Raw genomic sequence first — 14,632 nt, 5'->3', positions numbered from 1 at the left:
TCCTTTACCGGCTCGCAGCCGAGCGCTATCTCCAAGGATGAAAGCAGTGTAGTCAATGCCTGGAGGGCACGCTGGCAGGAGGCCAGCCCGGCTGACTGGCGGCGGGCAAGAGCACCGCAGGCACCTCAAGGTGCTGCCGTGCCCCGGATGACAGGAGAAGGAATGGCCTCAATGAGGCGGGTAGTTCTGCAGGATTCGCATGACCGTGGCGCGGACCGCGGCGCTGCGGTCCGCAGGGTTGGGCGAACTGCTGAGCATCTGCTCGTCACTGCCACGCCAGACCAGCTTGCCGTCCTTGCCGTCCAGCAGGTCGATCTGGATGGTCGCCACCTTGTAGGTGATGTTGCGGGTCTCGTTGTACATCGGCCCGCCCCAGTAGCCGTTCCACGGACCACCCCAGCCTCCGCCGTAGTTGGTGGTGACCTGTTGCTGGCGGTCTTCGACGATCAGGTAGGCCTGGACGTTCACATCGGCCCTTGCACCAGCCTGGACAGGGCGCAGGCCACGCTGATCCAGTTGCTCGGACACGGCCTGGCGAATGCGCTGCTCGGTCAAGTCGCTCTTGATCCGCGGATCATCGGGACGGTACTGCAGGGCGGGTTCTTTCCAGCTCCAACTGCGGTAGGCGCCAAAGTCCCGGCTGGCGTCGAAATCATGGTTGACCTGGTCGGACGCACAGGCGCCGAGCAGCGCGATGCACACCAGTAAAACGACTCGATGGAACATGCTGTTTCTCCACTTCATGGCTGAGGCCTGAACAGGGACCGCTAACTGGGAGGATAGGCGGCCATGGCTTTTTCCACCGCCTCACGTAATGCATCGGCACGCTCGCCGAGGCTGCCGCGACTGCTGGTTTCGGCGCTGGCACTCCATACCGGCTGGCCATTGGCGCCGTCATACAGGTTGACCCGCACCACCACCACTTCCACTTCATAGGTGCGCACCACCGGCACACTGCCGTACATGCCGTAGCCCGGTCCGTAGCGGTTGTAGCCGCCATAGCCTGCGTAACCGTAATCGTCCTGGACCTGGCGCAGGCGTTTCTCCAGATGCAGGTCGGCGCTGACCCACAAATCCGCCGGCCGCTGGTCATGCAGGGGGCGCAGCCCACGTTGATCCAGGGCATTGCTCACCGCTTCGGCGATCTGCGCCGAATCGGCCCAGGCCGAGCCACTGGGCAGGCGGCCGTTGAGCCAGGCCCAACTGCGGTAGCGGCCGTAGTCTCGGGTCGGCGCCGGGTAGGCGCTGCGATCAAAGGTCGTGGCCGCTTGCGGCGGGGCCGGCGGCAAGGGATTGGAACTGGCGACATAGGGGTTGCTGCCCTGACAGGCGGCAAGCCCGGCACACACAAGAATCAGACCCAGGCGGCGTTTCATTGCACACTCCGTTAGACCGGCCGGCACAGCCAATGCAGATAACGCCCAAGCCCGGCAAAACTTGGGTGTCGACGGTGGGCCAGCTCCATCTCCAGCAGATCCGTCAGTTCGGCTCGAGCCTGGAACTCCACCGGCATGTAATCGTGGAACACCCGCACACCGCTCTGGGTTTCGACCTGCCACAAGCCCTCAAGTTGCGCCGCCAGCTCGCGCGGATCAAGCGGTTGTTGCGGGGTCAGGCTCTGCTTCTCACCGGCCATGTCGTTCTTGCGCATCTTGCGAAAGTGGCCCTTGAGCAGGTTGCGGTACACCAAGGCATCGCGGTTGTAGAAAGCCAGGGACAGCCAACCGTCAGCGCGGGTCAATTGGTGCAATACCGGCAGGATCGCGTGGGGTTCGGCCAGCCATTCCAGCACCGCGTGACACAGCACCAGGTCATAAGGCTCGGTCAGTTGCCCCAGCAACTCCTGCCAGGGCGCCTGGATGAAGGTCGCCTGCTGCTCGGCTTCGGCAAAGCGCTGGCGTGCGCCTTCAAGCATCGGCGCCGCCGGTTCGGCCAGGGTCACCTGGTGCCCGCGCTGCGCCAGCCACAAGGACATGTGCCCCAGGCCGGCACCGATATCCAGCACCCGCAACGGCCGTTCCGGCAGGCTTTCCTTGAGATCGGCCTGAAGCACGGCGAGGCGGATCGCACCCTTGGCACCGCCATAGATTTTCTCGGCGAAACGGGTCGCCAACTGATCGAAGTGACGATCGCTCATGAGCAGAACCGCCGTTCGCTGTCCGCCAGCTTGCTGCGCACCACCTGGTCCAGGTCCAGCCCCAACTCGCTGCACAGCAGCAACAGGTAGAGGACGATGTCCCCAATCTCCTGCCCGGCGTGGGCCAACTGGTCGGCCGGCAGTTGCCGCGACTGGTCTTCGGTCAGCCACTGGAAGATTTCCACCAGCTCCGCCATCTCGACACTGGCGGCCATGGCCAGGTTCTTCGGGCTGTGGAATGGCCGCCAATCGTTGCGATCACGAATGGCGTGCAGGCGTTGGGTCAGTTGCTCTAGGTTCATCGGGGTCTCCTGAAGGCGTATAGCTTCCGGGGGATGGGCACGGGACGCAAGGGCGGCATGCGCCGGCAGGTGCAACATCCTCCGGGCGCTCCTATAGAATGTACCCAGCCGCCAGCTTCTATGCTGATGGGGAACTCGCCCCAGGCATCCGTGGCCCAAGGTTGAGCTTCGGCACCCCGCCTCTCTTTCATCAGGACGTACACATGCAGGTAGAAAGCTTCTTCGAATGGCTCGGCCAGGCCATCGGCTCGGTCATCCGGTTTATCGTCGACCTGCTCAGCGGGTTGTTCAATACCCTGACCCACGCCGGAGGCAATTTTATCGACGGGCTGTCCCGGGCCCTGGGCATGGACGCCTCGATCATCAGCATCATCACCCTGATCATCGGCCTGATGTTCCTCTACTCGGCAATCCGCGCCTTCATGCGCGCCTCGATCATCCTCGGGCTGATCTGGCTGGTACTCGGCCTCTGGCTGCTGAGCTGGATCATCCATTGATTGCCTGCTGTCCCTGATCCCTCTACTTCACCCTCGGCGCCACCGCGCGCCGGGCTACAATGCTCGCTCTCGCAAGGAGCCCGCATGTCCCCCCTGATCACCGATTGGCGTCATCGCCCCACTCATCGTCGCGTCTGGGCCCTGGCCGCGCCGATGATCCTGTCGAACATTTCCGTGCCCCTGGTGGCCCTGGTGGACAGCACCGTCATCGGCCACCTGCCCCATGCCCATCAGTTGGGAGCCGTGGCGGTCGGCGCCAGCCTCTATACCTTTCTTGCCTGGGCCATGGGCTTCCTGCGCATGGGCGCCACCGGTTTTGCCGCCCAGGCGGCAGGACGCGGCGATGGAGCAGCGCTGCGACAGATCCTGTTGCAGGGCCTGCTGCTGGCCCTGGGCCTGGCGTTGCTACTGGGGAGCATCGGGGTGCCGCTGAGCGGCGCAGCGTTGCACCTGATGCAACCCTCGGCAGAGCTGGAGCAGATGACCCGGACGTTTTTCCACACCCGCCTGCTGGGCCTGCCCGCCGCCCTGGCCAGTTTCGCCCTGGTGGGCTGGTTTCTCGGCACCCAGAACGCCCGGGCACCGTTGATCATCCTGCTCAGCACCAACCTGCTGAACATCACCCTCAACCTGTGGTTCGTCCTCGGGCTGGACTGGGGCGTGGCCGGTTCGGCCCGGGCCTCGGTCATCGCCGAATGGAGTGGCGCGCTGATCGGCCTGGCCATGACCCGCCCGGCGTTGCGCGCCTACCCGGGCCAGATCGTCTGGGCCGCCTTGCGGCGCTGGCAGAGCTGGCGCCCGTTGCTGGCGGTGAACCGCGACATCTTCATCCGCAGCCTGGCCCTGCAATCGGTGTTTTTCCTGATCACCGTCCAGGGCGCGCGCCTCGGCGATGCGACGGTGGCGGCCAATGCCCTGCTGCTCAATGGTCTGCTGCTCACCGCCCACGCCCTGGATGGCCTGGCCCACGCGGTGGAGGCACTGTGCGGCCATGCCATCGGTGCCCATGACCGCCAGGCCCTGCGCCGCTCGCTGGTGGTGGCCGGCGGCTGGTCGCTGCTGGCCAGCCTGGGGTTCGCCGTCCTGTTCCTGCTGGGCGGCCACCTGTTCATCGAAATGCAGACCAACATCCCCGAAGTCCGCCAGACCGCCTTTACCTACCTGCCCTACCTCGCCGTGCTGCCGCTGATTGCGGTCTGGAGCTACCTGCTGGACGGCCTGTTCATCGGCGCCACCCGGGCCCGGGAAATGCGCAACGGCATGCTCCTCAGCGTGCTACTGCTCGCACCGTTCGCTTGGGCCCTGCAAGGCTTGGGCAATCATGGCCTGTGGTTGACGTTCCTACTGTTCATGCTCTTGCGCAGCCTGACCCTGGGCGCCTTCGCCTGGCGCCTGGACCGCCGCGACGGCTGGTTTGCTCGTGCTCACTGAACCGCTGTCGACTCGACGAAACCACTGATCCGCTCAAGCACCGGGGCCAGTCTCCGCAGCGGCCGGGACAAAGCGGCAACCAAGGTTGCGTGGCTGGTACGGGAGAAATAGAACTCCTGCACCGGCACGCCTGCCGCCCGCAACTTGCTGGCCAGGCCGCCGGTGTTGCGCTGCGGATTGACCAGGGAATCATCGTTGGAGGCCATCAGCAGCGCCGGCGGAGCGTCGTGGCTGACATGGTTGATCGGCTGCGAGTCCGGCGGCGAGTCGGGATAGAAGAACACCGGGCGCACCTCGGTGTTGCGAATGGGCAGAAAGTCATAGGGCCCGGCCAGACCGACCCAGCCCTTGATGATCCGCGGCGTCAAGTCGACCTCTGCCAGCAACCGAGGATCCAGGGCCAGCATCGCCGCGTTGTAGGCCCCCGAGCTATGGCCCATCAGGTACAGGCGCTGCGGGTCGGCCCCAAAGTCGGCGATATGTTCATGGGTCCAGGCCACGGCCCGGGCCCCATCCTGGAGAAACGCCGGGTAGCGCACCTGGGGATAAAGCCGATAGTCGGCAATCACCACCACCATGCCCCGGGAAGCCAGGGCTTCGCCGACAAAGTCGTAGTCGCTGCGTGAACCACTGTTCCAACTGCCTCCGTAGAAGAACACCACCACCGGTGCACCGGGCGCGGCCTGCCTGGGCCGGTAGACATCGAGCCGTTGCCGCGGGTCGCTGCCATAGGCAATGCCCGAGGTCTTGGTGAAGCTGCTGCCGGGGGTGAGGGAGTTGAGTACCTTGAGCGGCGAACAGGCTGCCAGCAGGCTGATCAACAGTCCGCTGAACAGTAGACGCAAGGTGTTCCTTGATCGATGAGGCATCGCCAACCCTCTGTGCCTCCACCGCGGAGCGCTTCCAGCAGGCTAGCTGCAAAGACTGAGTTGTGGGCGCTGACAAGCAACAGAACGGGATGAGGCCGGTCATGCGCATACAGGTGGCGAGGGGGCCGGCACGCGCTGGGCGCCGTGGGGTGGTGACCGGGGAAGATCGGATTCAGGATTCACGCCCGCGACGCGACCGAACAGGAGCAAGCTTCCTGGCCACCAAGCGATAGGGCAGCGGGTACAAAAAAACGCCGCCTCCTGATGGACAGGACGCGGCGTTTTTCATGGACCAACAGGCATCAGCGGGGATGCCCAGGGTGTCAGGAAGACAGGTAGGACGAGCGGGTCAGGCCCAGGCGCAGGGCGTCCAGGAACTGGGTGCGCTCGGCCGTACTGATCTTGGCGCTGGCCACCTTGTCGCGGTAGTGGGTCATCAACTCCTCCGGCGACAAGTGCACGTAGCGCAGCATGTCCTCGATGGTGTCGTGGGTCTCGATGCCGGCGTGGTACACGCTGCCATTGGCCCGCTGGTAGATGTTCACCGAGTCGGTGTCACCGAACAGGTTGTGCATGTCACCGAGGATTTCCTGGTAGGCGCCCACCAGGAAGATCCCCAGCAGGTAGTCCTCGCCTTCGTTGAGACCATGCACCGGCAAGCTGGTCTCGATGCTCTGCTCGTCGACGTACTGCTTGATCTTGCCGTCGGAATCGCAGGTCAGGTCCTGCAGCACCGCACGGCGCAGTGGTTCTTCGTCGAGACGGTGCAGCGGCAGGATCGGCAGCACCTGGCCGATGGCCCAGGTGTCCGGCAGGCTCTGGAACACCGAGAAGTTGCAGATGTACTTGTCGGCCAGCTTGTCGTTGAGTTCGTCGAGCACTTGGCGGTGGGAGCGCTGGCGAGCCTTCAACGAGTTGTGCAGGCGGCGGCACACGGCGAAGTAGCACTGCTCGGCCAGGGCTTTTTCAGCCAGGGTCAGCTTGCCGTCGGCGTACTGGGCGGCCACATCGCTCATGTAGTGGGTGGCGCGCCAGTAGGTTTCAGTGACCATCTCGATGTCGGTCGGGCCCAGCAGGTCCACCAGCCATTGCACGGTTTCCGGCAGCTCGGCCTTGTTGTCGATCTGCGGCACGTCGTCGTTGTGTTTCTCGACGTCGGTCACCTGTACCACCAGCATCGCGTGGTGGGCGGTCAGGGAGCGGCCGCTCTCGGAGAAGATGTGCGGGTGCGGCAGGTTCTGCGCATCGCAGAATTCCTTGAGCATGCCCACCACCACGCCGGCGTAGTCGTCCATGTCGTAGTTGATCGAGCTGGCATTGCGCGAATGGGTGCCGTCGTAGTCCACGCCCAGGCCACCGCCGACGTCGATGTGATCCACCGGCAGGCCGAGGTTGCGCAGCTCGCCGTAGTAGCGGATGGCTTCCTTGAAGCCGTGCTGGTAGTCCGCCAGGTTGGCGATCTGCGAACCCATGTGGAAGTGCAGCAGGCGGATGCCCTGGTCCAGGCCGGCAGCGCGGAAGCGTTCGACCACCGACAGCAACTGCGCCGCCGACAGGCCGAACTTGGATTTCTCGCCGCCGGTGTCGGCCCATTTGCTCGACGCCAGGGACGACAGGCGCACCCGCAGGCCCACCTGTGGCTTGACCTTGAGGGATGCCGCTTCCTCGATCACCAGGCCCACTTCGGACTCTTTCTCGATGACGATGAACACGTTGTGGCCCAGCTTCTGGCCCATCAGCGCCAGGCGGATGAACTCACGGTCCTTGTAGCCGTTGCAGACGATGGTGCCGCCCTTGGGCGCCAGGGCCAGGACCGCCAGCAGCTCCGGCTTGGAGCCAGCTTCCAGGCCGATGGAGACGTTCTGGGTGGCGATGATGTTCTCGATCACCGCTTCCTGCTGGTTGACCTTGATCGGGTACAGCGCGGTGTATTTGCTCTGGTACTCCAGGCGCTCGATGTTGGCATCGAAGGCGCCGGTCAGCTGGCGCACGCGGTCCTGGAGAATGTCCGGGAAGCGCACCAGCAAAGGCAGGGACAAGCCGCTCTTGCGCAGCTCCTCGACTTGTTCGAACAGATCGATGGGCAAGCTGCTCGGGCCGTTCGGACGAACTTCGACGCGACCGGCGTCATTGATCGCGAAATACCCGGCCCCCCAATGGCGAATCCCATAGACACTGCGGCTGTCCGCAACGGTCCATTGGCTGCCATCGTCTTTACGTGTGCGTCGTACGGACATCGAAGTCCCCTATAAAGAAGTCATAGAGCGCCGCCCCAATCCAGGGCTGGCGCAGTCTAAAGAATGAAAATGACGATTAGCCTGCAAGGGCAATAGACCGCGCTCGCAGTACTGAGTTTAGAAACCGTTCATGAACAGGCTCTGTGAAAACCATGGAGACGCCGCCTGCATCCCGGGCAACCCGGGACCGCATCCAGTCAGAGGTGGTTTTCACAGAGGCTGCTAGCCGCCGGACTTCTTCGCCTTGAATCCCTGCTTGACCAGCTCCGCCAAGAGTAGCTCGACGTGATCGCCCTGGATCTCAATGACACCGTCCTTCAAGGCGCCACCGGTACCGCAACGTTTCTTCAACGTCGCGGCCAGCTCCTTGAGGGCGTCCTCGGCCAGGGGCACGCCGGTGATGGTGGTCACCGTCTTGCCGCCACGGCCCTTGCTTTCGCGGCGCACGCGGGCAATGCCGTCGCCGGCCGGAATCAGGGTTTGTTTGCAGATACAGGCGGCCACCGGCTGGCTACAGTCCGGGCAATGTCGACCTGCGTCGGTGGAAAACACCAGGCCACCAAGGGCGGCGAAGGATGCGGCTTTTTTGGCCACCGGCAATCCTCTTGGGAGGACAAAGACTGGTCGAAGCATATGGCGCTGCCATCGACCGCGAAGCCCCACTCAGGCAGGGGCAGCGCTACTGGGCCGACGGCGGATAAAAGACAACGCCGGCTCAGCTTGAAAAGGCGCGCAGTGTAACGGCAAAAAGCCCACTTGCTAAGAGCCAATCAGCACCAATTTATGCAACTTTAGCGACGTCGGGCCAGATAGCGTTGCAAGGCGGCCAGAGAGTCCGGGCAATAGGGCTTTTCGTGGATTTCCCGCAGCACCTGATCCAGTGGCAGGAAGTGCGCTTCGAGAACTTCTTCAGGCTGCAGGCGCAGCGGGCCATCCCACACGGCACTGAACGCCGAGCACCAGAGACGGTTGCCGGTGTCCTCGAAAAAGAAGTGGTCGTGGGCGACCAGTTCCACCCCGCTCACCCCCAGCTCTTCTTCCAGTTCCCGGGCGGCCGACTCGGCATAGCTCTCGCTGGCCAGGACCATGCCGCCGGCGGCGACGTCCCAGTAGCCCGGGTAGATGGCCTTGCTCAGGGTGCGCCGGTGCACGCACAGCTCACCGGCGGAGTTGAACAGCATGATGTAGGTGCCCCGGCCGATCAGGCCGCGCTCGCGCAGCTCGGAACGGACCATGGCACCCAGCAACTGGTCTTCGCCATCGACCCAGGCGATCTGTTCTGCGTCGGAGGCGGCGCGATGGGCCGCCTCATTGGTGGTTGCGACCATGGATCAGCCTTGATTGAGCAGTTGGCGCAAGTCGATGACCGCCGCGTTGGCCCGGGAAATATAGTTGGCCATCACCAGCGAGTGGTTGGCCAAAATCCCGAAACCGCTGCCGTTGAGGATCATCGGGCTCCAGACCGGTTCCTGGGAGGCCTCCAGTTCACGGATGATCTGGCGCACGCTGACCGTGGCATTCTTTTTCGCCAGTACGTCAGCGAAATCCACCTCGATCGCCCGCAACAGGTGCGACAGCGCCCAGGCCTGGCCACGGGCCTCGTAGAACACGTTGTCGATCTGCATCCACGGGGTTTCCTCCACCACCTCGTCCACCTGCGGCGCCTGGCCCGGGGCCGGGGTTTCGGTTTTCAGCGCGGTGTTGAGCTTGACCCGGCCGACGCTGGCCGAGAGCCGCTGGGACAGCGAGCCCAGGCGCGTACCGACATCACCCAGCCAGTTGTTGAGGTTGTCGGCACGGGCATAGAACTGCGCAGTCTTCTGGTTCGGGTCGGACAGGCGCGCCTGGTAGCGGCTCAGGGAATTGATGCCGTCCTGATACTCCGACTCGCTGGATGGCAGCACCCAGCTCTTGTTGTCGAAGTTGAAGCGCGGCTCGGCCTTGGCCAGGTCGGCATCCTCGGCGGACTGCGACTGGGAGCGGGCGAAGTCCTTGCGCAGGGCACGAGTCAGGTCGCGGACCTGGACCAGCACGCCGTATTCCCAGCTCGGCATGTTGTCCATCCACAGGCCCGGCGGGAAGCGGTCGTTGGAGATATAGCCGCCCGGCTTGTCCAGCAGGGTACCGGCCACGGTCTTGAGGGTTTCCACAGTGGTGTAGCCCACCACCATCTGCCGGCCTTCCTTCTCGGCGGCAATCTGGGCGTTCTGCTGGACCGGGAACAGCGCCGGTTCCTGGCTCCAGTACCAGCCCAGGGCACCGGTGACCAACAAGTACAGGCCCAGCAAGGTGGCCAGGGCGCGGCTGAACAGCAGGCCACCGAAATAGCTGCGTGTCGCCGACTTGGGTTCGGCAGCCCGATCCGGCGCGCTGCCTGCGCGATTCTTCCAATCCAGCATGGCTATGTCCTTTCAATCACTTTTGGGTTCATCGGTTCGACCACAACCCTACTCCATCGTGCCTTGCCTTGACGGGATATCTCTTCCGGCAAATGCGCGCCGCGCAATGATTGCGAATCAGGCAGCCACTATAAATGAAGCACAGTCCCGAAGCCTATGCGACCAGCCGGTCAGGAACTGAATCGGCTCGCCTTGCACATTATTGACGTACGACACTCATGGGACGCAAAAGTGGTGCTAGCATAGAGCCACCAGTCGATCTCAGCATGCACCCTAACTAGTAGTCAGGATATGACCGAGCCAGAAGACCCCAGCCGTGAGCGCCTCAAGCACCACTTTGCCCAGCGGGTAATTCATCAGGCACGTCAGATTCTTGAGATATGGCAGCGTCTGCAGCGCAGCGAATGGTCGACCACTGACATGTCGGAACTGTGCGAGGCCAATCTGCGCCTGCTGCGGTTCGCCGAACGCTTCGAACAACCCGAACACACTCAGTTGGCCCGCAGCATCAGCCAGTCGCTGGAAGCCGTGGATGCCAACCGCGGGCGCCTGAGCAGCAACCTGATCACCGACCTCAACCGTTTGATGCAACGCCTGTCGCGTACCGGGCTGCGTCACGGCGATCAGCTGGAACAAACCTTCCTGCCACCGCTGCGCAAACCGATCTACGTGATGCTGCAGGATCACGACCGGGCCGAGCGCCTGGCCAAGCAACTGGAGTTCTTCGGCCTCAGCGCCCAATCCCTGGACAGCGTCGCGGCGTTTCGCTCATCCATGGTCGAGCGCCTGCCGGCGGCGATTGTCATCGATGTGGATTTCTGCGGCCCCGGCATCGGCCTGACCCTGGCCGATGAGGCCCAGCTCGGACTGGAGCAGAAGCTGCCGCTGCTGTTCTTCAGCCTGCATGAAACCGATACCCCGACCCGCCTGGCGGCCGTGCGCGCCGGTGGCCAGGAGTTTCTCACCGGCACCCTGGAAGCCTCCAGCCTGCTGGAAAAGATCGAAGTGCTGACCTGCGTCGCCCAGTACGAGCCCTATAAAGTGCTGATCATCGACGATTCCCGGGCCCAGGCGCTGCACACCGAGCGCCTGCTCAACAGCGCCGGGATCGTTACCCGTACCCTGATCGAGCCGATACAGGCCATGGCCGAGCTGGCGGACTTCCAGCCGGACTTGATCATCCTCGACATGTACATGCCGGCCTGCACCGGCACCGAGCTGGCCAAGGTGATCCGCCACAACGACCGCTACGTCAGCGTGCCGATCATCTACCTGTCGGCCGAGGACGACCTGGACAAGCAGCTCGACGCCATGAGCGAAGGCGGCGACGACTTTCTCACCAAACCGATCAAGCCGCGCCACCTGATCACCACCGTGCGCAACCGCGCGGCCCGGGCGCGCAACCTCAAGGCGCGGATGGTCCGCGACAGCCTCACCGGGCTGTACAACCATACCCACATCCTGCAACTGCTCGAAGACTGCAGCTTCCGCGCTCGCCGCGAGGGCAAGCCACTGAGCTTCGCCATGCTCGACATCGACCACTTCAAGCGGGTCAACGACAGCCACGGCCACCCCATGGGCGACCGAGTGATCAAGAGCCTGGCGCTGTTCCTCAAGCAGCGTCTGCGCAAGACCGACTTCATCGGCCGCTACGGCGGTGAAGAGTTCGCCATCGTCATGCCCGACACCGACCAGGAAGCCGCTTGCAAGGTGCTCGATGAAATCCGCCAGCGCTTTGCCGAGATCCACTACCCGGCCCAGCCCCAGGACCTGTGGTGCACCTTCAGCGCCGGGGTGGTGGAAATGCAGCAAGACTCCGACAGCCTGATGATGGCCAGCCAGGCGGACGAGGCCCTGTACCGCGCCAAGCACGGCGGACGCAACCGGGTGCAGGCCGCGCGGCAATCAAGTCAAAGTGCCACTTTTTCATCCGAATCCACTGATTCGGTCATAACCTTGTAATACAAACGCAATAAGTTCGGGCGCTTACCATTTAAGCCGTTGGTAGAGCCCCGATGCGCCTGAAGTTGCTGACCAATCTCAACACCCTGCTATTAGTTGCCGTGTGCCTGGCCCTGGGGGCGACGCTCTGGTGGTCGCAGCGAGCCCTGGAGCGCCCCTACCTGCTGATGGAGCGGTACCTGGGGTTGTCCCAGCAGTTTCAGAATCAAGTGGCGCGCAATATCGAGGACTACCTGGCCAGTGGCGACGCGCTGCGCCTGAGCAGTGCCACCCAGGCGATCGAGACCCTGCAGAGCGAACTGGCCGAGCTGCCACCGCAGCTGGCGCAAAGCCTGCGCCCGAGCCTGGCCAGCCTCGACGAGTTCAGCAAGACCGACCTGTTGGCGGCAGGCAAGCTGGCGGGCGATCCGCAGGCCCTGCTGCTGCAGGCCGAGCGGGAACTGAGCGCCAACCTGGAGCAGTTCAGCCAGTACGCCAGTGGCACCGGGAAAACCGATGCCGCAGCCTACCTGCCATTGCTGCTGACGGCTTCGCAGCACCTGGGCAAGCTGTCCCTGGCCCGGGACAAGCTGGTGAGCAGTGGCCGCAGCGAACTGGCTGCCGACGTCGAGCGCGAAGTGAACAACATCCGCGCCCAGGCCGAGCTGATCGAGGCCCTGCCGTTATTGGGCGTGACCGCCAGCAGCGAGTCCGGCACCGACGACTTCGCCGCCCTGATGGGGCTGGAAAACACCCAGAAGGCCGCTGCCGAAGACGTCGGCGTCGGCCTCAAGCGCGAACTCAACAGCCTGCTCAACCGCTATCCCGCAGAACTTGAGCGCACCCGGCAACAGATCCAGAAGCGTGCCGACCTGAGCGCCGCGACCCTGTTGAAGATTACTGCCGTACGCCAGGCCATCGCCGAGCTGGAACCGGCGGTGCGCGCCCAGCACGGGCAGATCCAGGGCGAGGTACGACTGATGCAGGGCCTGATGATCGGCCTGATCCTGCTGATCGCCCTGGTGATCGACACCTTGCAGCGCCGGCTGGCCCGGGTCCTGACCAACCTGGCCCCGGCGCTGTCGACCTGGGCCGATGGCGACTTCAGCCGGCCGATCCAGCTGGGCAAGACCAATTACGAACTGCACGCCATCGAAGAATCCCTGAACCGCTTGCGGGCCTATCTGGTGGACCTGGTGGGCACCATTCGCCAGAACGCCGAACAGGTGGCCGGCAGCAGCCGCGCCCTGGCCGACCTCAGCAGCGGCCTGCACAGCGGCGCCGAGCGCCAGGCTGGCGATACTGCGCAGATCCGCGATGCCCTGGGCGAACTGGAAGCCACCATCCAGCAAGTGGCCGGCGACGCCAGCCAGGCCGCCGATGCCAGCCGCAGCGCCGGGCTGGCAGTGCAACAAGGGCAGAAAGTCATTGGCCTGAGCCTGACCGGGCTGCACGCCCTGGTGGGCGAGGTGCAGGGCAATGCGCAGATGATCGAACACCTGGCACAGGAGTCCGCCACCATCGGCGGCGTGCTGACGGTGATCCGTTCGATTGCGGACCAGACCAACCTGCTGGCCCTCAACGCAGCCATCGAAGCCGCCCGCGCCGGCGAAATGGGCCGCGGCTTTGCGGTGGTCGCCGAAGAGGTGCGTACCCTGGCCCAGCGCACCGCCGGGGCCACCGCAGAGATCCAGAGCCTGATCGCCGGCCTGCAGAGCGCCGCGCAGCAATCGGTGCAGGGCATGCGTGCCCAGGTGGAGCATGCCGAGGCCACCGCCAGCCAGGCCCAGGCTGCCGATGGTGCCCTGGACGAAATCGTCGGGGCGATCCAGACCATTGCCGAGACCGCCGTGCGGATCGCCGATGTCACCGCCCAGCAAAGCGGCGCGGTGAGCGAGATCCGCGACCACAGTGAGCGTATCCATCAACTGGGCGGCGACAACCTGCAACGCATCGGCGAAGGCCGGGCCCAGGGCGACAACCTGCTGGACCTGGGCGGCCAGTTGCACACGGCAGTGCAAGCCTTCCGCGTCTGACCCCGGTCACGCCCGGCCGAGACCGGCCTCGACGCCTCGGGCGAGGACCTCGCCGCATGAAATACCTGGAGACGGGCTGAAACTGCCCGCTTCGCCCGCGGCGCCCAGCCTGACAGCACTGGAGCGCAACATCGGCGAAACCCACGGCAAACACGCCCCTCCACATGGCTTGCAGGCAAATGACCGGATTTAATCGCTTGGTCACATATTTTGCGCAAACATCGGTCATCGTGCTGGCTATTGCCGAGAACTGGACAGTCATAAAGTCTTTCCGGCATAGTCGCCGGGTTCTGACAACAGCACCCCGATAACAAGGAACAACCGATGGCCACCCTACTGGTTCTTCACGGACCCAATCTGAACCTGCTCGGCACCCGTGAACCGGGGGTCTACGGTGCAACCACCCTGGCCCAGATCAATCAGGATCTGGAGCAGCGGGCCCGTGATGCCGGGCACCATCTGCAGTACCTGCAGAGCAACGCCGAGTACGAATTGATCGAGCGCATCCATGCCGCACGGGATGAAGGCGTGGATTTCATTCTGATCAATCCAGCAGCTTTTACGCATACAAGCGTCGCATTACGTGACGCGCTGCTGGCGGTGAGCATCCCATTCATCGAAGTGCATTTGTCTAACGTGCACAAACGCGAACCTTTCCGCCATCACTCCTACTTCTCCGACGTTGCGGTGGGAGTGATCTGCGGCCTTGGCGCCAGCGGTTACCGACTGGCCCTGGAGGCCGCACTAGAGCAGCTTGAACAACAAGCTAAACGCCCCTGACCG

Annotated in this window: 14 protein-coding genes; 5 read left to right on the top strand and 9 right to left on the bottom strand. The window is 64.0% G+C overall.

The annotated features are described in order from the left end of the window. Nucleotides 1-168: 168 nt before the first annotated feature. From U873_RS0123545 to U873_RS0123530, 4 genes are read right to left on the bottom strand one after another with little or no spacing between them, the layout of a single operon-like run. Nucleotides 169-726, bottom strand: a complete 558-nt coding sequence (locus U873_RS0123545) for a DUF4136 domain-containing protein (RefSeq protein WP_025130578.1) — start codon at nucleotides 724-726, stop codon at nucleotides 169-171. A 41-nt stretch (nucleotides 727-767) separates the two neighbouring features. Beyond that, nucleotides 768-1,376: a DUF4136 domain-containing protein gene (locus U873_RS0123540; protein WP_025130577.1), complete on the bottom strand. Its 609-nt coding sequence runs from the start codon at nucleotides 1,374-1,376 to the stop codon at nucleotides 768-770. Nucleotides 1,377-1,387: 11 nt separating this feature from the next. Further along, entirely contained in the window at nucleotides 1,388-2,137 is a 750-nt protein-coding gene (locus tag U873_RS0123535) for a methyltransferase (RefSeq protein ID WP_025130576.1), read from the bottom strand. Beyond that, nucleotides 2,134-2,439 (bottom strand): MazG-like family protein, encoded by a 306-nt coding sequence (locus U873_RS0123530; RefSeq protein WP_025130575.1) that lies wholly within the window; start codon nucleotides 2,437-2,439, stop codon nucleotides 2,134-2,136. Before U873_RS0123530 ends, U873_RS0123535 begins: the two co-directional genes overlap by 4 nt. A gap of 203 nt (nucleotides 2,440-2,642) precedes the next feature. On the opposite strand from U873_RS0123530, the gene U873_RS0123525 reads away from it, so the two are divergent. Together U873_RS0123525 and U873_RS0123520 are read left to right on the top strand one after the other, a co-directional pair. Next, the gene (locus U873_RS0123525; protein WP_025130574.1) at nucleotides 2,643-2,936 is read left to right on the top strand and encodes a hypothetical protein; all 294 of its coding nucleotides are present in this window, start codon (nucleotides 2,643-2,645) and stop codon (nucleotides 2,934-2,936) included. An 84-nt stretch (nucleotides 2,937-3,020) separates the two neighbouring features. Beyond that, a complete protein-coding gene (locus U873_RS0123520) occupies nucleotides 3,021-4,367 on the top strand; it encodes an MATE family efflux transporter (protein ID WP_025130573.1) in 1,347 nt (448 codons plus the stop codon). Here U873_RS0123520 and U873_RS0123515 read toward each other — a convergent pair. The 5 genes from U873_RS0123515 to U873_RS0123495 form a co-directional block, all read right to left on the bottom strand. Continuing rightward, the gene (locus U873_RS0123515) at nucleotides 4,361-5,236 is read right to left on the bottom strand and encodes an alpha/beta hydrolase (RefSeq protein WP_029978595.1); all 876 of its coding nucleotides are present in this window, start codon (nucleotides 5,234-5,236) and stop codon (nucleotides 4,361-4,363) included. The two genes, U873_RS0123520 and U873_RS0123515, sit on opposite strands and share 7 nt — an antisense overlap. Before the next feature lie 323 nt (nucleotides 5,237-5,559). Then, nucleotides 5,560-7,473, bottom strand: a complete 1,914-nt coding sequence (gene speA, locus U873_RS0123510; protein WP_025130571.1) for an arginine decarboxylase — start codon at nucleotides 7,471-7,473, stop codon at nucleotides 5,560-5,562. A gap of 222 nt (nucleotides 7,474-7,695) precedes the next feature. Beyond that, nucleotides 7,696-8,067 (bottom strand): translation initiation factor Sui1, encoded by a 372-nt coding sequence (locus U873_RS0123505; RefSeq protein WP_025130570.1) that lies wholly within the window; start codon nucleotides 8,065-8,067, stop codon nucleotides 7,696-7,698. 197 nt (nucleotides 8,068-8,264) lie between these two features. After that, a complete protein-coding gene (locus U873_RS0123500) occupies nucleotides 8,265-8,801 on the bottom strand; it encodes an NUDIX hydrolase (protein ID WP_025130569.1) in 537 nt (178 codons plus the stop codon). Nucleotides 8,802-8,804: 3 nt separating this feature from the next. Beyond that, nucleotides 8,805-9,872, bottom strand: coding sequence for a DUF2333 family protein (locus U873_RS0123495; RefSeq protein ID WP_025130568.1), 1,068 nt, complete (start codon nucleotides 9,870-9,872; stop codon nucleotides 8,805-8,807). 291 nt (nucleotides 9,873-10,163) lie between these two features. Here U873_RS0123495 and gcbA point away from each other — a divergent pair, with 291 nt between their 5' ends. The 3 genes from gcbA to aroQ all read left to right on the top strand — a co-directional run bounded on the left by gcbA (nucleotide 10,164) and on the right by aroQ (nucleotide 14,629). After that, nucleotides 10,164-11,834 (top strand): diguanylate cyclase GcbA, encoded by a 1,671-nt coding sequence (gene gcbA / locus U873_RS0123490; RefSeq protein ID WP_025130567.1) that lies wholly within the window; start codon nucleotides 10,164-10,166, stop codon nucleotides 11,832-11,834. A gap of 53 nt (nucleotides 11,835-11,887) precedes the next feature. After that, the gene (locus U873_RS0123485; protein ID WP_025130566.1) at nucleotides 11,888-13,849 is read left to right on the top strand and encodes a methyl-accepting chemotaxis protein; all 1,962 of its coding nucleotides are present in this window, start codon (nucleotides 11,888-11,890) and stop codon (nucleotides 13,847-13,849) included. 324 nt (nucleotides 13,850-14,173) lie between these two features. After that, entirely contained in the window at nucleotides 14,174-14,629 is a 456-nt protein-coding gene (aroQ, locus tag U873_RS0123480; RefSeq protein ID WP_025130565.1) for a type II 3-dehydroquinate dehydratase, read from the top strand. The last annotated feature ends 3 nt before the right edge of the window (nucleotides 14,630-14,632 follow it).

The organism is Pseudomonas sp. PH1b, assembly GCF_000633395.1.
Classification (GTDB): domain Bacteria; phylum Pseudomonadota; class Gammaproteobacteria; order Pseudomonadales; family Pseudomonadaceae; genus Aquipseudomonas.
This window is presented reverse-complemented; position numbering and strand designations above follow the sequence as displayed.